We start from the raw sequence: 23,261 nt of genomic DNA, 5'->3' as shown, positions 1-23,261 counted from the left end.
TCACATTCTTTGACACATGCTTGCCAAGGTCATAGATTTCAGCCTGACAAATTCAAGGCTTCGGGCGCAATGGAACCAAAAACCAACGCAAGCCCTGCCGCCCATCCAGCCCATGGAGGCATCTTGCAGGGACAACGCATCGGTTACGTCCGGGTCAGCAGCTTCGACCAGAACCCGGAACGCCAACTTGAACAGGTCGAGGTCGGCAAGCTGTTCACCGACAAAGCCTCGGGCAAGGACACCCAGCGTCCCCAGCTGGAGGCCATGCTCGGTTTCGTTCGCGAAGGCGACACCGTGGTGGTGCACAGCATGGATCGCCTGGCACGAAACCTCGATGATTTGCGCCGCCTGGTGCAGAAGCTGACCCAGCGCGGTGTGCGCATCGAGTTCCTGAAGGAGGGCCTGGTGTTCACTGGCGAGGACTCGCCGATGGCCAACCTGATGCTGTCGGTGATGGGGGCCTTCGCTGAGTTCGAGCGCGCCCTGATCCGCGAGCGGCAGCGTGAGGGCATCGCCTTGGCCAAGCAGCGTGGCGCGTACCGGGGCCGCAAGAAAGCCCTGTCCGATGAGCAGGCTGCTACCCTGCGGCAGCGAGCGACGGCCGGCGAGCCCAAGGCGCAGCTTGCCCGCGAGTTCAACATCAGCCGGGAAACCCTCTACCAGGGGTTGTACGCCGGAATCCCAGAAATTTCCGTCAGCCCAGCTCCAGTCCCGCCACGAGCGCATCCAGGTCGATGAACTTGCCGTCAGTCTGGAAGGTGTAATGCCCGTTCAGCAGGATGTGCCGCCAGGCCGCTGGCGACATCTGCGTGATCAACGCCAGCGCCTTGGCATTGCCAGCTGCCTCGTACTTCGTCAGCAGCAGGGACAGGATCGCCGAGTTGTAGAAGATGATCGCGTTGCCGATCAGCCTGGCGCACTGGTTGCTGATCTCGATTTCGATGTCGGTGCGGCCGGTCAATTCCTTCTTCCCACCGACTTGGGCGATGGTCGAGCGTAGCTGGTGATAGGACTCAATGCGGTTCTGCGAGCGGTGAACATTACGCTCCAGTTGCGGGTCGCGCAGGTAGCGCAGTGTGTAGATACTGCGGATGAGCTTGTCGAACTCGAAGATTGCGCGCCGCGTCGGGTTCGGCGCCGTATAGGTGCACAGCTTGCGGATCAGCGTGCCCTGCGTCATTTCCTTCAGGCCCAGTGTGGCGACGATTCGGTCGATGTTCGCCTTCTCACCGACGATGAGTTGCCGGTCGATCTGGCCAGCCGGCCGGATCAGGCATTTCTCGTACAATGCCAGATCATCGGCGCAATACAGCTCCTGCAACTGGTCGTCGAGGTCGGTGAAGCGCGGCTCGAAACGAAGTCCGAACCAGTGCAGGATGGCGAAGTTGGCCTTGTTGATGCTGTGCATGTCGCCGGTGATCGCGCTCGGCACGATGTCCGACGTGTTGCGGTACCAGATGTCGAACACGTGGTGAGCCTCGTACTCGTGTGCGCCTATCAGGTAGCCGTTCAACGGCACGTGATTGCACAGCAGCGTGTAGGCGACGACGCCCTTGCCGCGGCCGAAATATTTGCGCGAGTAGCGCGCCTTCACAGTTGGTCGCTCGACGCCGAATTTCTGCCCATCAACGGCACCGTACAACGAATCGAGGTCGAACGAGTAATGCGGGAAGATCGGCAGTGCGGCGATGGCGTTGCTGATGCAATCGTTGGCCACATGTAGCGTCGCCTGGCGCAGGTACTGCTGGTAGGTACTCTCCAGGACGTGGTACGGGATGTCGCTGGTACGTGCCATAACCTGGTTGCCGTGGTTCATGGCTTGGGCAATGATCACCGCCATCAGACTGTCGGCGTCGGCTACCTTCTTCGCATAGCGTGGCTGCAATGGTGTCAGCGCCGACAGGAACTGGCACTGGCCGTTGACGAAGCGAAACACGTCGGCGACATCGCAGTATGGCAGTTGCTCGTAGAGAGCTTGCTCGCGCGCCTTCTGGTTCTCCCCCTTGGGCTTGCGCCAGGTCAGTCTCTGCGTGTCCTTGTCGTATTCCAGGTGCGTCAGCTTGCCCTGTTTCAGCTCGCGATTGAACGCCACCCATTGCGCACGCAACTCGGCCGCCAGTGCATCGAGCTGGGCACTGACCGGCTGCCGCAGGAAGGGGATGTCCATCTGCGCGAGCACGGCGGCTTTCTCGTCCATCGAAACCAACTCGTCGGACAAATGCCGGTGCTGCAAGCTATCGTCAATGTAGAGCTCGCCCGCCTGGAAGCGTTTCCTGACCTGACGGTAAAGCCAGAATTCGTAACGATCGGCATGCAGGCCTGTCGGCGTGCCTTCGGCATCGAACATCAGCAGGTACGGACGCAAGCGTTTCGGCAGCGTTGCCGCCGGACATTCGTCGAGTGGCCGTTGTGATAGGCGCTGCTGCTTGGCGAACACGCTCTTGGCCCAAGTCAGCGCCGCGAGCCATGGGTTATCGGGGGCCGTGCCGGCGAAGTCGAGCGCGACGTACAGCGGCCGTAGATGGCGTCGAATGCGTTCGGCCAGGCCGTCCACCGCCTGCCAGTGCAGCGCCAGTTTGTTCAGTGGCTTGACGCTCATGCGCTGCGCCGTGTTTTGCAGCAATTCCCTGGACATGATTTTGTAGGCGCGTTGGCGCACCTCGCCGAACGGCGTCGGATCGGCCACGCTGTCGTCCACGTACAGCGACAGCAGGCGGCCAACCTGCGGCGTTTCCTGATGGCGTCGCAGCTGTTCGGCGACAAAGGACTGTTTCGCACCCGTGCGGCTCTCGTCCTCAAGTTTTTTCATGTGGAAGGCCATCGCGTCGACCAGGTTGTCGGTGAGCTGCCGGTAACGTACCCAGGCATAGCACAGCAGGTAGAGCCGGGTCTGCTCCGCCTTCAGGTGGCGCAGGTCATGGACGGTATAGAAGTTCGCCAGGCTCGCGTAGTACAGCAGGTTCTGCTGCGAGATGCCGAGCTTGGGCAGCAGCGCCTTGGCGATCCCGTGCAAGGACTTCAGCGTGGCGCGCTTCTCGCGCTCCCCTGCCATCTGACGCCAGCCGAAATCTTTAGCGTCCTGCTTGAGCGCTGCCAGTTGAGACAGGGTGTCGTCACGCACCAGGAGCTGGCCCAGCGCAGCTTTGGCCGATTCGTCCAACACTTCTGCCAGCAAGCCGCCCAAGCGCCTGCGTTCGGTGGACAGGGCTTCACTGACCAGCTCTTGTAAGGTGGTGTGGCCGGGCCGGATGATTTTGTGCTCGCTGAGCCAAACGATCAGTTCGGCGGCCACGAATCCTGGCATTACGTCGCGCCGCACGATCTGTTCAGCCTGCTGTGCCAGTTGCGGCAGGAAGCTAGCCGCCCACGACCGGTAGCCGAACAGTTCGGCGATCTGACCCCTCTGGCTGTAGTGCTCATGCTTGGTGATCGCCTTGCGTTCGAACGCTTCGCCGTGGAAATAGCGACTCAGCACGAAGGCGCAATCGTCCTCGACCTCATGCCAATCGAAGCGGAAGAAAGCATGCTTGGCCTTGAAGTAGCCGATCTGCAAGACGCAATAGACTTGGGCCTGCAGGCTAGGCCGGCTGCTGGCGAACGCCAGTTCAGATTCGGTCAACGCCAGGTATTCCAGCCGCTGAGCATCGTCGAAGTCCGGTAGGCCGTACAAGGCTTCCTGCTCTGCGTCAGAAAAGACGGTGAGTAGCTTATTCTTGTTGCTCATCGACCGTCCTTCCCGCACCACGCCAACCTGCTCGCGTCAATGTTTCGATCAACGTAGTGCGCTTGACATTGAAGTTGCGGCACACCGCCGCCTTAGACATGCCGCCATCGAGCGCGGCGACGATGGCGTCCAGCTTCTCACCAGTGATCGCCTGCGGCCGGCCGCCGATCCGGCCGCGTTTGCGTGCGGCGGCCAAGCCCGCGACGACGCGCTCCTGAATCAAGGCGCGCTCGTACTGCGCGAGCGCACCGAACACCTGGAACAGGAATTCGCCCGAGGGCTCTGTTGCAAAAATCGTGAAGCTTGAGCATGCTTGGCGGAGATTGGACGGACGGAACGATGACGGATTTCAAGTGGCGCCATTTCCAGGGTGATGTGATCCTGTGGGCGGTGCGCTGGTATTGTCGCTATCCGATCAGCTATCGCGACCTTGAGGAAATGCTGGCGGAACGCGGCATTTCGGTCGACCATACGACGATCTATCGCTGGGTCCAGTGCTACGCCCCGGAGATGGAGAAGCGGCTGCGCTGGTTCTGGCGGCGTGGCTTTGATCCGAGCTGGCGCCTGGATGAAACCTACGTCAAGGTGCGGGGCAAGTGGACCTACCTGTACCGGGCAGTCGACAAGCGGGGCGACACGATCGATTTCTACCTGTCGCCGACCCGCAGCGCCAAGGCAGCGAAGCGGTTCCTGGGCAAGGCCCTGCGAGGCCTGAAGCACTGGGAAAAGCCTGCCACGCTCAATACCGACAAAGCGCCGAGCTATGGTGCAGCGATCACCGAATTGAAGCGCGAAGGAAAGCTGGACCGGGAGACGGCCCACCGGCAGGTGAAGTATCTCAATAACGTGATCGAGGCCGATCACGGAAAGCTCAAGATACTGATCAAGCCGGTGCGCGGTTTCAAATCGATCCCCACGGCCTATGCCACGATCAAGGGATTCGAAGTCATGCGAGCCCTGCGCAAAGGACAGGCTCGCCCCTGGTGCCTGCAGCCCGGCATCAGGGGCGAGGTGCGCCTTGTGGAGAGAGCTTTTGGCATTGGGCCCTCGGCGCTGACGGAGGCCATGGGCATGCTCAACCACCATTTCGCAGCAGCCGCCTGATCGGCGCAGAGCGACAGCCTACCTCTGACTGCCGCCAATCTTTGCAACAGAGCCCATTTGGACGTTCGGAATGTTAACCGCGACTTCCGCCACGTCGCGAACGTTCAGATTGGCGAGCGAGTCCGACGTGAGCACCGACATGGTGATGCCCACGTCCTGGACCGATTCGGACCGCTTCTGCGCCGTGACGATGATCTCCTGAATGCCGCCCTCGACTTCGGCACCGCTCGCCGCCTCCTGCGCCTCAGCTTGTCCGGCAAAGCCGGAAAGGCAGGCCGTCGCCAAGAGCATCCGCTTGGTCCGCTCACGCACTTTCTTCGGTTGTCCGCTCTTCACAGTCTTCCCCTTTGTCTGTTTCGAAGGGCGGCTTTGCTTTTCCGCCACCGTTATTTTTTTGCGCGCGCCAAAACCCTATCCACATGTCCAATTTTGGTCAACGGTATCGTTTTTACCGAAAGGGTTTGATTCTAGAGCACTGCGGGTGAAGAAAGCCTTGGAACTTTTGCAATGTCGGCCCTCCATGGCTGCTCCCTATGTCGGAGCAGCCATCGGCGGCCGGAGCCGAGAAAATCGATCAGCCGATGCGGCAGCGATCAGGGTCAATGCGCGGCAAGCCGGTCGTAGATTGCGATCGCGTCATCGATGGCCTTGTCGAGCTGCGGCTTGACCACATTCCAGCGCGCCAGGATGAGGTCGTCGACTGCAAAACGCTCCCCTTCATCTTCGAGGCGCGGCGTCGAATTCCGGAATTCGGCCAGGGTCTTGCGATATTTGTCGGCCAGTCCTGCCAGCTTTTGCCGATCGGAGAAATCCTTGTTGCCGTCCACATAGACGTAGATGGGCGAGGTGTGCAGCAGCGCTCTACCCTTGCCATAGGCACGTACGGCCAACCACATCGATCCCGACGGCTTGAACTTGTGCAGTAGCCGCAATTCGGACGCGTGGCTCGTCCCGCTGACGAGCTTCAGAACCTCACCATGACCGACGAGTTCGGCGCGGTCGATCGCATCGAAATCGGGATTCGCGCGGATCACCGCGTCGACCGTTATTTCATCGCCCGCCCGAATGTGATATTCGGTCGCCTTCTTGTCTCCGTTGACGGAATAGTCGGCCGACAGCCAGTTGGTGATGAACGACCTGCGCGACCTGAGCCCGTCGAACCAGGCGCTCGGCGAAGGCGATCCGCCAACGTCGACGTAAACCCGCTCCGCGCCCGGGAAGTCGATGTAGGGATAATCGGAACCGGCGCTCGGCAGCAGCTTGAAGCCCATGTTGAGGAAGTCGTAGAGATAGGCCGTGTTCATCGTGCCATATTGAAGCATTTCGACGAAGTCGACCTTGCCTCTCGGCACGTCAAGCGCCAGACCGTAGTCGACGTTGAAGATGTCCAATGCGACGTGGGCGTATCCCCAAAGCCCACCATCGGCGCGGATCATGTCTGATGTCGCGTCGTAGATGAAATAGTCCTTCTCAGGCCAATGGAACTTCTTGGCATTCAGGCCGATCGAATGGCCACGGTGCGATGTTCGCGGTGATTCCTGGCCGGAGACGAGGAAGTGGCCGCCATTTCCATAATGCCCTTCTTTGCCGAAACCATATTGCTTGAACTGCGACCCTTTGAGATTCCCCGCTTCCAGGAGATTGGCGACCCCTAGGTCTTCCGCACGCATATAGGCGAGAATCTTGTCGTTCTCCGCTGGCGTGGAGCGGCCGATATGAATATGGTCGTCACCCGAAAGCCAGCCCTGCTTCGGCAAATCGGTCCACCGCTCCATCTTCACCTGGATGGACTGCGGCGTTCCGGGGGCAATACGGACCTTGCGCTTCTGGATTCGATACTCCGGTCCCTTCATGACGAACAGGTCATATTCGCCCGCGGGCACGTCCGCCGCATAGTTCGTATCGACGAAGAACACATATCTGCCGTTCGCCGACCATCCCTTTGGGACGGAGACCATGGGGAGATTGCGTGTATACTCCGTGTAGCGCTGAACGGTGAGCGCGCTGCGGCCCGCAAGCGGCGCCCAGCCGTCGGACCGATAGAGGCCAACCCGCGCCGCGGTCGGTCGGCCGGCCTCATCAAGCACCTGCAATGCGAACTTCCCGGGCGAAGGCGCCTGCGGCTTGCTGGCTTCGCGGCGGACCTTGACGTCGCAAAGCGTCACCTCGCCGCCATCATTCGATCGTGTAAGCTGGCTCCCGAGCCCCCCGACCGCAAAGTCCGTTCCGTAATATTTCCGGTTGGCGAAGCGTGCGCGGTCGAGGCGCACGGTCTCGGTATGCCAGCTTCCCTTGTTGTTCGCATCGAAGCGAACCTTTTTCGCGGTCGGCTGCACGGCCTGATCGTAGGAAAAGACGAACCCGTCAGTCTCGGGACGAAAGAAGGTGAGATCGACCAAGATCGTTTCATCGATATCAAAGGCGAACCGATCGTCGACATCGAACAGCAGATAGGCGCCGGTGATGCATTGCCGGTTCTCGTGCTGCGTCATCCGGGCCGAGGGGCTCCAACTGACGAAGTTTCCACCGCCGTGAAAATCGAAGTTCAGGGAGACCGTTCTTTTGATCTCGGGGCTTGGCTTCCAGCCATGCTCTATCTTGCCTAGTGGCCCCGTCGAATGCGCAAGCGCAGGTCCGCTGGCCATGAGGCTGGCGATGGCCGCGTGGATGATCAGACGTGTGACATACATATGGCGCTCCCTGATCGTTGAGCGTGCCGGCGCGCCGTTCTTCGCGACAGTCGCGCTGCCGCGCCTGCATTTTTCCGGCCGTGGGTTCGGTCTCGTGATCGAAGGCGACAACCACTTCAGAGATTCCACTCCTAGACGAAACTGACCAACGCCCACTAGACTGACGCCAACGCAAAGCGCCGCAAGGGCTCCACGCAAATAATTTGCCGTGACCGCCATTTTTTTTTGTGCCTGCATTACCTTCACATCGCAGGCTGTGGCTTTCTCAGACATCAAGCGCTCCTTTTTATATTTCTTGTAAAAATACACACTAAAATAGTTATATATTTCCGTAGCGACTGTAAAACTTCTTAAAATTTTGCTCTGTACGTGATGCTGCGCGTGAGCTTCCGCCAACGCATCACGTTAAAGCGAAAATTAGTAGCGGTAACAGAGTGCGACGCCCAGCAAGGCAGGGCTCAGGCGGATCACATCTCAAAAACCAGTAACTGCTGCCGATAGTGCTGCGATAAACTGACATGAGGAGTGCTCAACTACTACCCCTGACAACGGCTCGTTGTCAGGGGCTCAGGATGCCTGTAGGGAAAAGGTCCGCTCAAACCGTCAGACGTTCAAGGGATTGCCCTGACGGAGCCGGCATCCTTGAGAAAAGCCTCATAGCCGCGTCTCTCCAGCACGATCGCATCTCAGATCAGCAGAGACGCAGACTCATTCATGGAGGTCTCCTTTCTAGAGCGGGAAAACGGCCCGAAGCCACAGAGCATCACCTTCGGCGCGATTCCGCACCCCTGTTTCGCCGTAGCCCTTGACTGTAAGGAACCAACCCTGACCGCTGTCGTAACGCACCGAGGGGCCGATGGCGCGGGCACTGCCTTTGTTGTCGCGCACGGTATGCCCGTCCTGCTCATCGTCCGTCAACTGCTGGTAGACATAGCCACCCACCCCCACCGTCCAGCCGTTACCCAATGCCCAGCCAGCTGCATAGTCAACGATCAATTCGTTGCCGGAGCGGTAGTCCGTGTCATCGTTGCGCGCATTGATGCCGTACATAACCTTGGCATCGGCGTTGAAACCTTTGACGTCGATCCAAGAGATCCCTCCCACCATATGGGTCGCCCAATAGTTGCCGCCGACGTTGGCGAGGTCATCTTTGTCGTATTCGCCGGTCGGCGCGAAGATGTCAATGCCCGCCACAGTGTGCAGATTCGGTGAGAGATGCCAGCCGATAGCTGGGCCGAAGACGATGTCACCTACGCCGGTCTTGCGCTGCGAGCGACCAGCCGCCGACACGTCGAGAGTGACAAGCGGCACGATGGAGTGCAGCGCCAGGCTGCCGCCCAGCAACTCCTGCGAGGTGACCCAGATGAAATGAGGCACGAGTGCGTCAGCGCGCACCTTGAACCCCGGCACAGGTATGCTGCTCCCGTCGTTGCCTTTGAGGTCGTCACTGCGGTAGTGCTGAGCGTCAAGCATCATGTAGGTACCTGGCGGCGGTAGCGCGCAGCAGCCGAAGCCGTTGACACCTAGCGCGTAGAGGGTCTTGCCGCCTTCGGTGGCGGAAACGTGAAGCGTAGCTGCCAGTCCGGCGAACAGGAGGCTTGAGGCGGCGAATGAGCAGGTTTTCATTGTTGTTTTCTCCTGACGGGTTATTTCGGTTGAGCGGGCCCCTCCACCCAGGTCAACCTGAGTGGTGTCAATAGCAGTGGTTGGTATTTGTAAAGATTGGCAGCATGTAAAGTCTAAAATAGCACCAGCCAAAAATTTCCAATTCGCTTTATGACCTATTTCTATCAAGAAGTGCATGAGCTGTATTTACTTGCACTTCACTGATTACTCTGTACTGGGAAAACCATCCGCTTTGTCTTAAGGATCGAATGACTGAGGAGGACACATGCTGAACAAGTTAGAAACTTATTTTCAGGCCCAAATCATGAGCCGCCATAAAATTAACTCTGAGAGCAAAATTTAGCGCCCCGACACTGTCAAGCTCCGTAACATACGGAGCCATAGCCATCATCAAGTTGATAGCTCATAGCTCCTAGCCCAACCAACTCACAAAATAGTTATCAGCTAGGCTTCATCTCCATATACCCACAACCACAGACCCACTCTGTGACCGCCTCATAGGCGATGATCTCACCCTTCCAACCCGCGAGCGCTCCCATTGCACAAATCCAATTCTTGATTTCAAGGCCACCGTTTCCTGCGTTATTCAGAATCTCCTCGTCGCTCATGAAAACTAAAGCCTCGACATCACCTCGCTTAACCAGCTCCATCACCTGGTGATCCCACTCGGGATTGACCTTCCCCATCTCAGCCATACCCGGCCAATGAGAAAGCCCACCGGTGCCGAATATTGCAACCCGTTCGTTTCCTTTCCAGCATGCGACTGCCTCGCTAATCACCTTGCCAATCTCATATGCACGACGACTGGAAATCAGCGGCTCACAGCCAGAATTAATATAAACGGGAATGGCACGAACGCCCCCTGCTGGTCGGACGGCATAGTGAATCGGTATGCTCGTAGAGTGATCCAGGATCATCGCCTTCGACACAGCCCAATCAACCCCATTATCAAACCCATAACTCATGATATGGTGCGCAAGGGGCTCATTATTAATAACAACATCCCTTTTGATCCCAAGCCATTCTTCCCACGGCCCCTCTACATCCCCGATACCAATTAAACAGCTTGGGATGCATGCAGGACCATGAATCGTGTAATGGTCATCACCGATCACTATCACAGTATCAACGCACAACTCACGCAGTCTATCTGCGATCTTAGCGTAAGCATTCATGCAGTTATCCCGCTTGTCTTGCGGCGGGGCATCTGGCATCGCCGCAATAAGGGGATCATGAGGCAACATAAAACCAGCTACAATCTGAGCCATAACAGTTCCTTCAACAACCAATGAATTAGCGGCAAACAGCGACCAAATCAACCGGATGGAGTGTTCATACGACGCATGTATTCAGAAATAGAGGCACCACCGCCATGGATCGCCTGCCAAGAGCAAAAAAGCAGCATCTGACTAACCCCCATATCGGCCATGGATCGAACGTCAAGCGATTTGATCATGACCTTTTCCTCATTACTCAGCGGGTACACAGCCAGCAGTCCATCGACGTCAGCGTGGAACTTTTGAGTCACCGACGAGCTTGTATGCATATCCCAAAGAACTCGCTCCAAAGTATAAATACTCATATCACCTCAGCCAATTCAATATAAGCCTACAATTAATTGTCGCTCTAAAATATAGACACTTCACCAAGGCAGCCTTGAGGAATATAAAACTCTCTCACCAAGGCGACTCTGATGCAGAGTCGCCATTTAACAAACAGCCTAGAGTTAAAGACAGAGAATTGCCCTGAAGGCCTGGCTGATCGCAGCATCAGTATCAGACACCAAGCCTTTTGACCGATAAGCCACAAAACGATCTGGACGCACAAGCAAACAGCCATCGTCCTCTATCTCGCTGACGTCCGCCCAGGCCCCATAATGATCGGTTATATCTCCATCGACGCTTATCGATACGAGGTTGACGTCGATACCCAGCGACTCACTGACCTTAGCCGCACTCCTCAACCAAGCATCTCCCCCCAGCCCGGTGATAATCGTAAATTTGCCATTACCAACCAGATCGATACTTGACACGTTTACCCCATTCCGTTGCAGCCAGGCATGCGGCAATGTAGCTCCTGGTGTCGTGGTCGGGTGTATATGAACTTGAGAGTTTTCGGAGTTAAACTCAGCCGTCGTCCCATCGGAGACAATAGCATGCGAGCTCAGATAGTGATGACCAGCCTCCCCCCCAATTCCGTTAAACTGCCAGTTTTGCAACTCCAGCGCCTCACGCATTTTTTTACGCCGAGTTTTTCCCTCTTCGGTTGGTGACGAGAATACTTCTAAAGCATCCCACCCATCCTCTTCACTCTGCCCGGGAAAAAATCCCAGCGCTTGAGGAACAGCCTGCATATTAACCATAGCTGTAATAGCCCGATTGACCATCTGCTTAGCAACAGGCTGACGCTCGTCGGAGTAACTCTGTAGAAGGTCCTGGCCAGCATACCCATTAATGATGTATGCAAGCTTCCAGCTTAGGTTAAATGCATCCTGAACACAGGTATTGGTTCCCAGCCCACCGGCCGGAGGATGACGGTGAGCCGCGTCGCCCATTAACACGATTCTCTCTTTCACCATGCTCTTTGCGAACATGTTATTAACTGTCCACTTGGAGATCGCCTTTATATTGACATCCACATCCCTATCTCCAATTAGGGTGTAGATACGCTCCAGCACCGCCTCTTCATTAGTCTCAGCATCTGCGTTATCTGGATTGTACATAAACAGCAAAATCCAATCATTCCACGGTTTTACGCAGATGAAAGTGCCGCCACCGATCCAGTCATCGTTGCCGGGCTGCAGGGTCGGAAATAGAACCGCCTTCCGATCCGCACAATATTTTGAAAGATCAGCATCAAACCAACAGTTAACCGCGTGACCTTCTCCCATTTTTCCTTCGAACTCAAACCCGAGGCTTCTGGCCACCAAGCTACGAGCACCATCGGCACCAACTGCATAGTCGGACTCGACGATATACTCTTCCCCTGTCTCGCGATTGCGGACCAGAGCATATACTTTTTCGCTGGACTGCTCGATTTCCAGAACTTCGGTATTGAACAGCACCTCCGCCCCGCTTTCCCGTGCAACATCCAGCAATATCGGCTCGAGCACATGCTGAGCGGCGTTGCACATCTTGCTGGGGCTAGCCGTCAGGTATTCGGATCGGCGGTCATCACCGTACCCCCAGGAGCTCAGTCTCGCCAGCTCTTGGCCCGCGAGACGAGTGCACCAGACAACATTTTCCATCTCCTCAACTGAGGCAACATCATAGACCTTTTCTTCGATACCCAGGTCACGAAACACCTCCATTGCACGGGTGTTAGTGATATGAGCGCGAGGCGAGTTCGCGGTTCCGGAATGCTGACTTACAGCAAGCACCTTTACGCCGTATTTAGCGAGAAGCGCGGCCGTAGTCAGCCCTGACGGACCCGCCCCAACAATGAATACAGGAACGCTCACCTTTCTAATTTCATCTTTCAAAAAAATATTTTTCAGCATAATTTCACCTTGTTTTTATTCTGATGACCAATCTATTAGCCGTTACGCTCAAGGTAATCTTCGAGCATAAATATACGGTCGTTCCCCCACCAAGACTTATCATCCACACACATGAAAGGCACACCAAAAACCTTGCGCTCTATAGCCTTTTCGGTCGATTCTTCATAGGCCGCCCGCCCCTTAGGAGACTCAATGAAGGCAAAGAAATCTTCCTTATTCCATTGCATTTCAGATGCAACTTCACTAAGCACCTCAACATCATCCGGCGCCTGCCCTACCCCCCAAGTCCTACCGAACGCAAAATTCACATATCGAGATCTTTCACTTTCATCTTTTGCAAAAAAACTACCAACATTGAGGCTTCTCGAATTGAAATTAGGGATGAACCTCAAGTCAATTCGATAGATCTCTGCCCAGCGCATCAGATCAACAGTGAGATATGACAACTTCACAGGAAGCTCTCGATTGCTGGGCCCGATGTTTCCAATGGCTTTTTTCGCTGCCGCAAGATCTATTGCATGATAGCAAATCGACACCCTGCGATCTTGGGCAACCTGATTTAGCCGATAGTTAGCCAAGTAGGAGAAAGGGCTTATGAAATCAAAATAGAAATCAACTATCTTAGTCATGCAGATTTTACCTTATGGCTAGAGACACCGCCCTGATCATACACGATTCAAAGGTAACGATCCGGACCTTTAGTTAGCAAACCTACATATCTCAAATCAACCCTCTGCACTATACTTGGCATGCAGCTCAGCCCAGGCCCGCCCTGATTTACGCGCCCCTTCCAGATACATCTCAGGGATCACATGATAGGGAGGGCGACAGGGACCAGCTTTGAGCCAGCCTGCTTCATCCATTCGCGCCTTCTCCAAACCAATATTGTATTTCGAGAACTCGGAAAAGTCCCCTTTGGGGAAGAGCATAGAATCCGCTTTGCGCATTTCATCTGAGATTGCCTTCGCCACTGACCACTTCCCAGTGACTTTCGCGTCAGCTACAGCATCACGCAGTTTTAACGGTGTCGCCGGACCGCACATGGCGGCGCTTGACCAAAAGGCAGTCATACGCTCCGGATTGATCCGAGCAGCAGCATAGTAATCATCCTCGTGAGGCAGGAAGCGTATGCTCGAAGCCAAACGCAAATCGAGATCCAACATACCAATCCCGAGATATTTTGCCGTCACAACCTGAGGAATTTCGCTAACCTGAGCCCAAAATTCGCGAGGAAACTCATATTTGAACGCCTCCGGGTTCGCATACACTGCTATTGCCGCGTCAGGAACCGCTTCAGCAACATCGCGATAAAACTGGATGGCAGATGGAGTTTCCATCTTACACCACATTGGCAATCCAAGCATGACGCCATCTGCACCCAACCTCATCACCTCTCGGGTCTGGCGAATAACTTCTCTTGTATGCAGGGCAGTGGTACCACAGAAAAACGGTACTCGCCCTTTAATTGTCTCGGCGACCGTCGCTATAAAATCACGCTTTTCATCCCAGGTCAGCGTCGCACACTCGCCGAAAGTACCATTACTCATAATGCCATTTACGCCGGACGCCAGTAGATTTTCGACAATCCGAACCGTCTCGTCTAAATCAACAGTGTTTTCAACTCGCCAGTCTGATGCATCAGGTTTTGCCGGCGTAGGCATGATAACCCACACCCCATTAACGTCATCTGCAGTCATGCGCGGCTTAACCATATCACTCATAATTTTACTCATTTTCCCGACACCATACCCATCCAACACGTGTATTAGGGGCCTAATTAGAACGGATACTTCTGATGACTTGACTCAATCGTCAGCCATTTCAATTCGGTAAACTCATCAATCACTGCTCGGCCATCGAAACGACCATAGCCACTATCCTTTGTTCCACCGTATGGAGCCTGCGCCTCATTCTGAACAGTAGAACCATTGATATGACAACAGCCAGCCTCAATCCTCATCGCGACACTAAGTGCATTGCTAATATCGCGACCAAATACAGCGGATGAAAGGCCATAATCGGTATCATTGGCTACACGGACCGCCTCATCTACACCCTCAACCCTAACCACTGTGGTAATAGGACCGAATGTTTCCTCATCGTAGATTTCCATACCATGCTTAACATGATCGAGGATAGTCGCGGGCATGACCGCGCCGTCGGCGTGGCCACCAGCTACGAGCACCGCCCCCTTATCAAGAGCATCATCAATCATGCGATTGAGACGATCACCGGACTCCTTAACCACCATAGGACCGATGACACAGGAAGCGTCAACCGAAGGATCACCAATCGGTAACATCTTGGCCCGCGCTGCGAATTTCTCAACGAACTCGTCAGCAATCTTCCTGTCCACGACGACTCGTTCGGTGGACATGCAGATCTGCCCCTGATACAAAAAGGCGCCGAATACTGCTGCATCCACCGCCGCATCGATATCCGCATCTTCAAGTACGACCAGCGGTGCCTTACCACCCAATTCGAGCAAACAGCGCTTCAGATGGCGTGCCGCTTTCTCTGCGATAATGCGACCAACCTTTGTAGAACCGGTAAAATTAACCCTCCGCACGGATTTATGGGCTATCAATGCATTGATAACATCAGGCGCGTCATTCGGGTCATTAGTCAACAGGTTCAACACACCTGCCGGCAAGCCTGCCTCGACGAGCGCTTCTGCGATTAGCGCGTGAGTCTTCGGACTAGTCTCGGAGGCGCGGAATACCACGCTATTACCACATGCCAGCGGATAGGCGATCGCCCGAGCAGCGAGCACGACAGGACCATTCCACGGAACAATACTCAATACCACTCCTACCGGCTGACGTATTGTCATAGACAGCCCACCTGGCTTGTCGGTCGGAATAGTCTCACCTTGAATCTGAGTAGTAAGCCCTGCTGCCTCCCGGAAAAGATTTGCAGAGAGCGTAACATTTATACCTGCCCAAAGAGATGAGGAACCAACTTCATTCGCCATAGCATCGACAAAGAGCGGGATTTTCTTCTCAAGAATATCGGCGGCTTTCAAGAGAATCTGGCGCCGCGCACTCGGACCTGTCGCTCGCCACATCTCATAGCCGCGCTGAGCAGATTCAACCGCTGCAAGTGCATCGCTGACGCCTGCAGCAGCTAACTGAGTAACAACGCCCCCCGTAATTGGGTGCTTACGCTCATATACTGCACCAGCCGAAGCATCAACTTGCTGATTATCGATTATTAGTTTTGTTTTCAATGTTATTCTCCTTGCCTTCATGCAACACACCCATGCACCACACTAGGAAATAAATCTCTGCATGAGTAACAGTGCTTTTCAATACCAACATATCGATAATACCAATGCTTAAAGGGGGCTGAAAAACACTGCCTGCCCCGGAGATGTGCTGGGCGTCACCCGCAGCGGCTTCTATGACTGGTGTTCACGCAGAGCGTCGATGCGCCACCAGCGAAAAGCCGAGTTGGATCGGCAGTTCGCGCAGGCATACAGCGCACGCAAGGGCCGCAGCGGGACACCATGCCTGTGTCTCGATCTACGGGACGCTGGGCTGCCCTACAGGTTGCCGCCTCGATGCAACGGCAAGGACTGTGTGCCAGGGCCGCCAGGAAGCTCAGGGCCACGACCAACACCCGACACTCGCTGCCGGTGGCAGAGAACCTTGAATCGCCCCGGGTTCCCTAGACACTCTCCAAGCTCAGAAAATAGCGTTTCTCATACTCTACTGGCGACAGCTGCATAGCACTGCTGTGTCGACGCTTGGGGTTATAGAACATCTCGATGTAATCGAAAATATCACTTCGGGCTTCGTCACGCGTTGCGTAGATCTTTCGTCGGATTCGCTCCCGCTTCAAAAGCTGGAAAAAGCTCTCGGCTACGGCATTGTCGTGGCAGTTTCCCCTTCGGCTCATGCTACTGATCACATTGTTGGCTTTCAGGAAGCTTTGCCAATCTGAGCTACTGAACTGACTGCCTTGGTCTGAGTGAATCATCACTTGCTGCTGTGGCTTGCGTCGCCACACGGCCATCAGCATGGCGTCGATGGCTAGGTCGCTGCTCATCCTGGGCTTCATTGACCAACCAATGACTTGGCGAGAGAACAGATCCAGCACTACCGCCAGATACAGCCACCCTTCGTAGGTGCGGATGTAGGTGATATCGGTCACCCAGACCTTATTCGGCTCACTGACCTTGAACTGCCTGGCCAGATGGTTGGGCGATGCCGCTTTTGGTTTTCCGCCATAAAACCCAGTACGACGGCGATAGCCCGTTTGAGAACGCAGCCCCTCTGCCTGCATCAAGCGACCGACTCGATTTCGCCCACAGATCTCTCCTAGCTCTCGCAGGTCATCGTGAATCTTGCGATAGCCATACACGCCGCCGCTTTCTAACCAGGCCTGCTTGATCAAACCAAGCAGGCGCTGATCTTCTTTGGCTCGGGCAGATTGAGGCTCGGCCAGCCAAGCGTAGTAGCCGCTGGGATGCACCTTGAGGGTTTGGCAAAGGCGACGCACTGGGTAATCCGTCGAGTGCTTGTTGATGAAGGCGTACTTCAGCCGCACTCCTTGGCAAAGTACGCGGCGGCCTTCTTTAATATGTCTCGCTCTTCTGTCACCCGCTTGAGTTCAGCGCGCAGCTTGCGCAGTTCAGCCTGCTGTTCATTGTCTTGCTGACGCTGCTCTTGGGGCTTGCTGTAGACCTTGATCCAGGCGTAAAGGCTGTGCACGGACATGCCCAGGCGCTGGGCGACCTCGGCGACAGGTTTGCCTTTTTCGGTCACTTGCTTGACCGCTTCGATCTTGAATTCTTCGGGGTAACGCTGACGACTCATGGCACCTCCTATTTGGGCCTCATTATGAGGCTTGGAGGTGTCTACGAAACCAGGGGCGATTCACCTGCTCAAGCAGGATTTCACAGCATCGGCACCAAATCAGAAATGAGTGGGTGACATCACCTACCTGCACACGGAGGAAGGCTGGCTGTATCTGGCAGTGGTCATCGACCTGTACTCACGGATGGTGATCGGCTGGGCCATGGGCGAACGCATGACGGCCGACCTGGTCTGCGATGCCTTGCGCATGACGCTATGACGACGCAGGCAGCACAAGGGCGTGATCGTGCTCAGCGATAGAGGCAGCCCGTGCTGCTCAGCTGCTTACCAAGAGCTGATCCGCGACCATCATTTGCGATGCAGCATGAGCACGAAGGGCAACTGCTACGACAATGCCTGTGCAGAGAGCTTCTTCCACAGCCTGATGGTCGAATGCATCCACGGCGAGCGCTTCATGAGCCGCGCCCAGATGCGCGAAACCGTGTTTGAATACATCGAAATCGACTACAACCGCCAGCGCCGCCACAGCACGCTGGGACACATCAGCCCAGAGGTCTCCGGGGCCCGGATGAGTGCTTATTAACCCCGTGTCCACGACTGCTGGGCAAGATCACAGACGAGGTGCATCTGTAATGCGGACAGCAGCCCACACGGTACCAGTGAAGGGCAAGGAGTAGAATCAGTAGCGCGGAAATAGCCCGAGACTGACGCAGGGGACCTTCGTTTTTCGGCTTATTGGACGAAACGAAGGAAAAAGTCGGGGCTACTTTAGAGCTGTTCTAAAATATATCAATATTGTTGGAGGTGGCAATGGGCTATAAAAACAGATCCCTGGAAATTAGCACTCTACGCGGCATAAATATGAACTTATTGCCGATCTTGGCTGAGCTCCTGAGGATGGAAAGCGTGACCAAGGCCTCAGAACGCCTCCATTTGACGCAGTCGACCGTCAGCGGATCGCTAAAGCAACTGAGGGGTATTTTTAAAGATGATCTGCTTGTTCAGCGGGGACGCGGGATGGTCCTGACAGAAAAGGCCAAGCGACTGAAACCGGAAGTTGATCGCATGATCGAGCTTGTCGAAAAGCTGTTCGAGGTTGATCATTTCGACCCTGAAACCGCAACAACAAACTTTCAAATTGCCACAGCAGATTATGTGTCGGCGTTGGTGACAAAAAACCTGGGCGTTTACCTTGAAGCACATTCTCCAAACATTTCGCTCACCCTGAAGCCAACGCCAGGAACCTCTGCCAAAGAGCTACAAATAGGATCTTTGGATCTCATTATATGTCCCGATTTGCCCACCAACTGGGAGTCGTGTGGCCTCAAAAAAGGTGATGAACGGTTTAGTCATCAAGTATTCATGCACGACAAAATGGTGGCTATTCAATGTGGTAGACATCGAGCTGCAGGCAGGCCTATAGAGCTTATCGATTACTTGACAAGGCCTCACGCAATCTATTGCAGGACTGATGGCAAAGAAACCATCGAGCAAGAGGCATTATCGCGACTGGGGCTGAAACAGCACATCCAGATAAGCGTCCCTTACTTTACACTGCTACCTCAACTGCTAGAGGGCACGGACCTTATATCGATCGTTCCGGAGTCAATCGCTCGCCTGTATGGAGATATACACAGCATTGATGTATTCCCCCCCCCCTATGAACTTCCTTCATTCGACCTAGTGATGATTTGGGCGAAAAACCGTGAGAACGATGCTGAGCATAAATGGTTAAGAGATACCTTAAGGAAGGTCTGAAAAACACTTCCCGATCTGGTGAAATAGCCCACCAGTCCCTCTGGAGCCCCCGGCATGAAGCAGTTGTTCTTCGCCGATGCCGAGTACGCCGGCAAACGCAAACAGACCCGCCATGAGCGTTTCCTGATCGAGATGGATCAGGTTGTGCCGTGACAGGCGCTGATGGCACTGATTGAACCGCACCGAGAGGCGAGGGCGGGCGCCCAGCCTACCCGTTGGCCACCATGCTGCGGGTGCATCTCATGCATAACTGGTTCGGCTACAGCGATCCGGCGATGGAGGAGGCTCCCTATGAAGTGACGATCCTGCGACAGTTTGCCGACTGCACCTGGATCGGACTCCGGACGAAACCACCATCCCCAACTTCCGCCGCCTGCTGCAAAGGCACGGGCTAGCTGTGATCTCTCAGTAGGTTGTTCATCCGGGGCATTCCCGGAATTCTGGAAGCGCGACCAACACAACCTTCCAGGAGCCCCGGATGAACCTGCATAAACATGCCCGTCTTACCCCGCGAGGTCGAGCCCTTCTGGTTCAACGCATGCTCAACGGTGCGGATTCCACGACACTTGGACACTCAGCCCACGATCATTTGGACACTCGTTCCATGCTCACTTGGACACCTGATCCACGTCCACTTGGACAGGCAGTCGGAGCGCAGCGACGCAGGTTTGCATTGTTAGTCTGAAGTCTCTGTCGCCGTCAATTTCGTTGCGCGTCTGCGCATCGATTCGCCCTTCAGTTCGATCCGATAAGCGTTGTGCACCAGCCGGTCGAGGATCGCATCGCCCAAGGTCGGGTCGCCGATCAGCGCATGCCATTTGTCCACCGGCATCTGGCTGGTGACCAGCGTCGAGCGGTTGCCGTAGCGGTCGTCCAGCAGTTCAAGCATGTCGCGCCGCTGCGCAGCGGTAAACGGCGCCAAGCCCCAGTCGTCCAGGATCAGCAGGTCGGTCTTGGCATAGCCGGCCATGAGTTTGGCGAAACGGCCGTCGCCGTGAGCCAGGCCCAGCTCCTCCATCAAGCGCGGCAAGCGCAGGTAGCGCACGCTGTAACCGTCGCGGCAGGCCTTGTGAGCCAGCGCGCAGGCGAGCCAGGTTTTGCCTACGCCCGTTGGGCCGCCGATGATCAGGTTCAGGCCGTCGCGCAGCCATTGGCCGCTGCCCAGTTGCAGGATCAGGGACTTGTCCAGGCCGCGTGGGCTGCGGTAATCGATGTCTTCCAGGCAGGCGTTATGGCGCAGTCGTGCCAGTTTCAGGCGGCTGCTCAGACGCGTGTTTTCACGTTCGGTCAGCTCGCGGTCGACCATCAGGCCGAGGCGTTCGTCGAAGCTCAGATCATTGATATCGGGCGTGGCGTGTTGCTCGCTCAGCGCCTTGATCATGCCGTGCAGGCGCAGGGTTTGCAGCTTGTCGAGTGTCGGGTTGGGCAGCATTTTGGTGCTCCTTTTTCAGGTCAGTGGTAGTAGCCAGGGCCGCGCAGGTTGATGTGTTCGTCGGGCAGTAGCGGCAGGTTTTGCTGGGACAGCGGTAGCTTTTCCAGCCCTTGGCGCAGGATCGATTCAAGGCTTTTGTAGCTGCACGCGCCCAGTGCCAGCGCTCGCTGGCAAGCGGCTTCCAGCCGCTCTTCGCCGTGCTGCTTGCTCAGGCGCAGGATGCCCAGGCAGGCGCGGAAGCCGTGCTGAGGATGGATTCGGCGCTCAAGGATGTAGGCGATAACGCCAGCGGTGTTAGGCCCGGTCTGCTCGGCCCAGCGGATCAGCCGTTGCGGTGTCCATTCGGCGTGCTCCCGGTGGCTCTTGGGCATGTGCTCGGTTTGGGTGGTGTGGCGGCCTTTGTGCAGCGAGCGCAGGTGACTGGCCACCCGCTGGTTGGCGTGGAAGCACTCGACGGTCTTAGCGGTTAGCCGCACTTCGAGTTGGTGCTTCACCAGCTGGTACGGCACCGAGTAGTAATGGCCCTCGACCTCGACGTGATAGTCGATGTGCACCCGCGCCTTTTTCCATTCGGCGTAGACATACGGATGTTCTGGTAGCGGTTGCAGTGCGGGTTGGTCGATGGTCTCGAAGGCCGAGCGGCGTGAGCCGGGCAGCTTCTTGAAGGGCTTTTGATTGAGGCGTTCGAGCAGCAGGCTGATTGCCGTGTTGAGTTCTCCGAGCGAGAAGAACTGGCGGTTGCGCAGCACTGCCAGGATCCAGCGCTCGACCACTTGCACACCCACTTCAACCTTGGCTTTGTCCTTGGGTTTACGCGAACGCGCGGGCAGTACGGCTACGCCGTAATGCTCGGCGAGATCGCGGTAACTGGGGTTGATGTCCGGCTCGTAGCGATGCGCCTTGGTGACGCCACTGCGCAGATTATCGGGCACCAGGATCTGCGATGTGCCGCCGAAAAAAGCAAAACAGCGGGCGTGCGAGCCCAGCCAGTCGGGCAGTTTCTGCGACCAGGTGGCCTCGGCAAAGGTGTAGCTGGACGCGCCGAGGACGGCGACGAAGATCTGGGCCTGACGGATTTCACCGGTCTGTCGGTCGATGATGGGCGCGGTCTGTCCGGCGTAATCGACGAACAGCTTTTCGCCGGCACGGTGCTCCTGGCGCATGACAACGTCGACCTTGGCGGCCCAGAGGCGGTAGTGCTCGCAGAACCAGCTGTATTGGAAGCCTTGCGGGTGAGCGAGTCGATATTCCTGCCAGAGTAGGGCCAAAGTGACGCCGGGGCGGCGTAACTCGGCATGCGCCCAAGACCAGTCAGGCATCGGACGTTGATCGCTGGGAACTGTTGGTGCTGGAGGGAACAGGCATCGCTCCAGTTCGGCATCCGATAACAATGTCGGCCAACTCAGCCCGCAAGCGTTGAAACGGTGCAAGTAATTGCCCGCACTGCCGCTACTGATGCGCAGGCTGGCGGCGATCTTGCGCACGGACAGGCCAGCGTCGAACTTTAGACGTAGTACCTCTCGGATTTTACGCATGGATATACGCTCCACGATGACCTCTTCGCTTCGAGAAAAGAGGTCGATGGTAGTGAATAATCCTGCGTTGCTGCCTGCCTGAGCATGGATCGGATCAGTGGAACATCACTGTCCAAGTGCTTGTGGAATCAGTGTCCAAGTGGCCGTGGAATGAGTGTCCAAGTGGCCGTGGAATGAGTGTCCAAGTCAGCGTGGACTGGGTGTCCAAGTGCGCATGGAATCCCCAATTCGTGATCAGTGCGTTTCCCGTCGGCGCTATCTTGGCTGCTTTGGCCGCCAAATTTATGCTGCCAGAATGGCGCACGCTGTTCGCCGTTTCCGGGATCGCAGTGGTTCTTCCGATTATCTATATCTACTTTCTGGTGCCGGAGTCCCCAAGCTGGAAGGAACAGCGCGCATCTCAAGCCTCCGCTGTGCGGGTGTCCGTGAATGAAATCTTTGCCCCGGCGCAACTCCGGACCACATTGCTGGGGACCATGGCAGCAAGCTTGGCGCTGCTCGGTTACTGGGGGGCAAGCACGTGGCTGCCTACCTACCTGGTTCAGGAGCGAGGACTAAGTTTGACCGCCATGGCGAGCTTCATGGCCGCTCTTAATTTGGGAAATTTCCTGGGGATGAATTTCTTTGGGTTTGTGGCCGATCGGATAGGAAAGCGCCAGACGATCATTATCTCGCTGTCGCTGACTGCCATGATGCTGCCGATCTATGTATTCAGTGCGGACCGTCAATCGCTCTTCTGGCTTGGTCCGATGTATGCCTTCTTTATCGCTTTTGCTGGCCTGTTCGGCTCGTATTTTAGCGAGTTGTATCCAACCCGCATGCGGACCCTTGGCGCTGGCTTCTGCTTCAATGCTGGCCGGGGTCTGGCAGCTTTTGCACCGGTGCTGCTCAGTGGTATCGCGAGCTACTACAGCCTTTCGACGGGGCTGTTAGTCTGTGCCGGATTCTTCGTTTTGGCCGCACTGGTTATGATTCCAATGCCGACACGGGGAAAAGCTGATGTCAAGTCGGCTGTGCCGGAAGCCTGTTGACCTTTAGCCAAGGCGGCCGCGAAAACTGAGTGCAACACCTGA

18 protein-coding genes and 4 pseudogenes are annotated in these 23,261 nt (G+C 56.0%); 8 read left to right on the top strand and 14 right to left on the bottom strand.

Annotation, left to right across the window (positions count from 1 at the left end; all coding sequences use genetic code 11):
• Positions 1 to 123: 123 nt before the first annotated feature.
• Positions 124 to 738: a recombinase family protein gene (locus PRJ_RS29355; RefSeq protein ID WP_256597974.1), complete on the top strand. Its 615-nt coding sequence runs from the start codon at positions 124 to 126 to the stop codon at positions 736 to 738.
• Here the strand turns inward: PRJ_RS29355 and PRJ_RS29350 are convergent.
• Positions 695 to 3,724 carry a Tn3 family transposase gene (locus PRJ_RS29350; RefSeq protein WP_010799689.1) on the bottom strand — a complete coding sequence of 1,010 codons (3,030 nt, stop codon included), beginning with the start codon at positions 3,722 to 3,724 and terminating at the stop codon, positions 695 to 697. The two genes, PRJ_RS29355 and PRJ_RS29350, sit on opposite strands and share 44 nt — an antisense overlap.
• Positions 3,708 to 4,010: pseudogene (locus tag PRJ_RS29345) on the bottom strand (recombinase family protein); the annotation flags it as partial. The pseudogene PRJ_RS29345 and the gene PRJ_RS29350, both read right to left, overlap by 17 nt.
• Before the next feature lie 53 nt (positions 4,011 to 4,063).
• Here PRJ_RS29345 and PRJ_RS29335 point away from each other — a divergent pair.
• Positions 4,064 to 4,828 carry an IS6-like element IS6100 family transposase gene (locus tag PRJ_RS29335; protein ID WP_001389365.1) on the top strand — a complete coding sequence of 255 codons (765 nt, stop codon included), beginning with the start codon at positions 4,064 to 4,066 and terminating at the stop codon, positions 4,826 to 4,828.
• Positions 4,829 to 4,846: 18 nt separating this feature from the next.
• Here PRJ_RS29335 and PRJ_RS29330 read toward each other — a convergent pair whose 3' ends face one another.
• The 9 genes from PRJ_RS29330 to PRJ_RS29290 form a co-directional block, all read right to left on the bottom strand.
• Entirely contained in the window at positions 4,847 to 5,164 is a 318-nt protein-coding gene (locus tag PRJ_RS29330; protein WP_158682600.1) for a hypothetical protein, read from the bottom strand.
• A gap of 263 nt (positions 5,165 to 5,427) precedes the next feature.
• Entirely contained in the window at positions 5,428 to 7,737 is a 2,310-nt protein-coding gene (mcbA, locus tag PRJ_RS29325; protein WP_162497243.1) for a carbaryl hydrolase McbA, read from the bottom strand.
• A gap of 510 nt (positions 7,738 to 8,247) precedes the next feature.
• Complete coding sequence (locus tag PRJ_RS29320) at positions 8,248 to 9,144, bottom strand: transporter (RefSeq protein ID WP_104963088.1); 897 nt, start codon at positions 9,142 to 9,144, stop codon at positions 8,248 to 8,250.
• Between the two features lie 440 nt (positions 9,145 to 9,584).
• On the bottom strand, positions 9,585 to 10,412 hold the full coding sequence (locus tag PRJ_RS29315; RefSeq protein WP_039615394.1) for a protocatechuate 3,4-dioxygenase: 828 nt from the start codon (positions 10,410 to 10,412) through the stop codon (positions 9,585 to 9,587).
• Positions 10,413 to 10,459: 47 nt separating this feature from the next.
• Positions 10,460 to 10,726: a hypothetical protein gene (locus PRJ_RS29310; protein ID WP_052261138.1), complete on the bottom strand. Its 267-nt coding sequence runs from the start codon at positions 10,724 to 10,726 to the stop codon at positions 10,460 to 10,462.
• A gap of 144 nt (positions 10,727 to 10,870) precedes the next feature.
• A complete protein-coding gene (locus tag PRJ_RS29305) occupies positions 10,871 to 12,643 on the bottom strand; it encodes an FAD-dependent monooxygenase (RefSeq protein WP_256597973.1) in 1,773 nt (590 codons plus the stop codon).
• Between the two features lie 35 nt (positions 12,644 to 12,678).
• Positions 12,679 to 13,272 carry a 2-hydroxychromene-2-carboxylate isomerase gene (locus PRJ_RS29300; protein WP_039615395.1) on the bottom strand — a complete coding sequence of 198 codons (594 nt, stop codon included), beginning with the start codon at positions 13,270 to 13,272 and terminating at the stop codon, positions 12,679 to 12,681.
• A gap of 96 nt (positions 13,273 to 13,368) precedes the next feature.
• Complete coding sequence (locus PRJ_RS29295; protein ID WP_236693315.1) at positions 13,369 to 14,376, bottom strand: dihydrodipicolinate synthase family protein; 1,008 nt, start codon at positions 14,374 to 14,376, stop codon at positions 13,369 to 13,371.
• A gap of 44 nt (positions 14,377 to 14,420) precedes the next feature.
• Positions 14,421 to 15,872, bottom strand: coding sequence for an aldehyde dehydrogenase (locus PRJ_RS29290; protein ID WP_039615396.1), 1,452 nt, complete (start codon positions 15,870 to 15,872; stop codon positions 14,421 to 14,423).
• 145 nt (positions 15,873 to 16,017) lie between these two features.
• On the opposite strand from PRJ_RS29290, the pseudogene PRJ_RS29285 reads away from it, so the two are divergent.
• Positions 16,018 to 16,295 (top strand): annotated as a pseudogene (locus PRJ_RS29285) (IS3 family transposase); the annotation flags it as partial.
• A 17-nt stretch (positions 16,296 to 16,312) separates the two neighbouring features.
• Here the strand turns inward: PRJ_RS29285 and PRJ_RS29280 are convergent.
• Positions 16,313 to 17,463 (bottom strand): IS3 family transposase gene (locus PRJ_RS29280; RefSeq protein ID WP_104963025.1). Its coding sequence is split into 2 segments (ribosomal slippage): positions 16,313 to 17,226 and positions 17,226 to 17,463, totalling 1,152 coding nucleotides; the frame shifts between segments, so codons are not numbered across the junction.
• Positions 17,464 to 17,512: 49 nt separating this feature from the next.
• Between PRJ_RS29280 and PRJ_RS29275 the strand changes: the two are divergent.
• The 4 genes and pseudogenes from PRJ_RS29275 to PRJ_RS29260 form a co-directional block, all read left to right on the top strand.
• Positions 17,513 to 18,046, top strand: a pseudogene (locus PRJ_RS29275) (IS3 family transposase); the annotation flags it as partial.
• Positions 18,047 to 18,273: 227 nt separating this feature from the next.
• Positions 18,274 to 19,221 carry a LysR family transcriptional regulator gene (locus PRJ_RS29270; RefSeq protein WP_104963087.1) on the top strand — a complete coding sequence of 316 codons (948 nt, stop codon included), beginning with the start codon at positions 18,274 to 18,276 and terminating at the stop codon, positions 19,219 to 19,221.
• Positions 19,222 to 19,275: 54 nt separating this feature from the next.
• Positions 19,276 to 19,618 (top strand): annotated as a pseudogene (locus tag PRJ_RS29265) (transposase); the annotation flags it as partial.
• Between the two features lie 81 nt (positions 19,619 to 19,699).
• Positions 19,700 to 19,906 (top strand): leucine zipper domain-containing protein, encoded by a 207-nt coding sequence (locus PRJ_RS29260; protein ID WP_104963086.1) that lies wholly within the window; start codon positions 19,700 to 19,702, stop codon positions 19,904 to 19,906.
• Here PRJ_RS29260 and istB read toward each other — a convergent pair.
• On the bottom strand, positions 19,898 to 20,653 hold the full coding sequence (gene istB, locus PRJ_RS29255; RefSeq protein ID WP_034000379.1) for an IS21-like element ISPre4 family helper ATPase IstB: 756 nt from the start codon (positions 20,651 to 20,653) through the stop codon (positions 19,898 to 19,900). The genes PRJ_RS29260 and istB overlap by 9 nt on opposite strands.
• A gap of 20 nt (positions 20,654 to 20,673) precedes the next feature.
• Positions 20,674 to 22,188, bottom strand: a complete 1,515-nt coding sequence (gene istA, locus PRJ_RS29250; RefSeq protein WP_034000381.1) for an IS21 family transposase — start codon at positions 22,186 to 22,188, stop codon at positions 20,674 to 20,676.
• Between the two features lie 173 nt (positions 22,189 to 22,361).
• On the opposite strand from istA, the gene PRJ_RS29245 reads away from it, so the two are divergent.
• The gene (locus tag PRJ_RS29245) at positions 22,362 to 23,219 is read left to right on the top strand and encodes an MFS transporter (RefSeq protein WP_104963085.1); all 858 of its coding nucleotides are present in this window, start codon (positions 22,362 to 22,364) and stop codon (positions 23,217 to 23,219) included.
• Positions 23,220 to 23,261 lie beyond the last annotated feature (42 nt).

It is taken from the genome of Pseudomonas sp. XWY-1, assembly GCF_002953115.1.
Taxonomy (GTDB): domain Bacteria; phylum Pseudomonadota; class Gammaproteobacteria; order Pseudomonadales; family Pseudomonadaceae; genus Aquipseudomonas; species Aquipseudomonas alloputida.
This window is presented reverse-complemented; position numbering and strand designations above follow the sequence as displayed.

Coding starts and splice junctions, on each gene's coding strand:
- PRJ_RS29350 (WP_010799689.1), bottom strand. CDS start 3,724: ATGAGCAACAAGAATAAGCTACTCACCGTCTTTTCTGACGCAGAGCAG.
- PRJ_RS29335 (WP_001389365.1), top strand. CDS start 4,064: ATGACGGATTTCAAGTGGCGCCATTTCCAGGGTGATGTGATCCTGTGG.
- mcbA (WP_162497243.1), bottom strand. CDS start 7,737: ATGGCGGTCACGGCAAATTATTTGCGTGGAGCCCTTGCGGCGCTTTGC.
- PRJ_RS29320 (WP_104963088.1), bottom strand. CDS start 9,144: ATGAAAACCTGCTCATTCGCCGCCTCAAGCCTCCTGTTCGCCGGACTG.
- PRJ_RS29315 (WP_039615394.1), bottom strand. CDS start 10,412: ATGGCTCAGATTGTAGCTGGTTTTATGTTGCCTCATGATCCCCTTATT.
- PRJ_RS29310 (WP_052261138.1), bottom strand. CDS start 10,726: ATGAGTATTTATACTTTGGAGCGAGTTCTTTGGGATATGCATACAAGC.
- PRJ_RS29305 (WP_256597973.1), bottom strand. CDS start 12,643: ATGCTGAAAAATATTTTTTTGAAAGATGAAATTAGAAAGGTGAGCGTT.
- PRJ_RS29300 (WP_039615395.1), bottom strand. CDS start 13,272: ATGACTAAGATAGTTGATTTCTATTTTGATTTCATAAGCCCTTTCTCC.
- PRJ_RS29295 (WP_236693315.1), bottom strand. CDS start 14,376: ATGAGTAAAATTATGAGTGATATGGTTAAGCCGCGCATGACTGCAGAT.
- PRJ_RS29270 (WP_104963087.1), top strand. CDS start 18,274: ATGGGCTATAAAAACAGATCCCTGGAAATTAGCACTCTACGCGGCATA.
- PRJ_RS29260 (WP_104963086.1), top strand. CDS start 19,700: ATGAACCTGCATAAACATGCCCGTCTTACCCCGCGAGGTCGAGCCCTT.
- istB (WP_034000379.1), bottom strand. CDS start 20,653: ATGCTGCCCAACCCGACACTCGACAAGCTGCAAACCCTGCGCCTGCAC.
- istA (WP_034000381.1), bottom strand. CDS start 22,188: ATGCGTAAAATCCGAGAGGTACTACGTCTAAAGTTCGACGCTGGCCTG.
- PRJ_RS29245 (WP_104963085.1), top strand. CDS start 22,362: ATGAGTGTCCAAGTCAGCGTGGACTGGGTGTCCAAGTGCGCATGGAAT.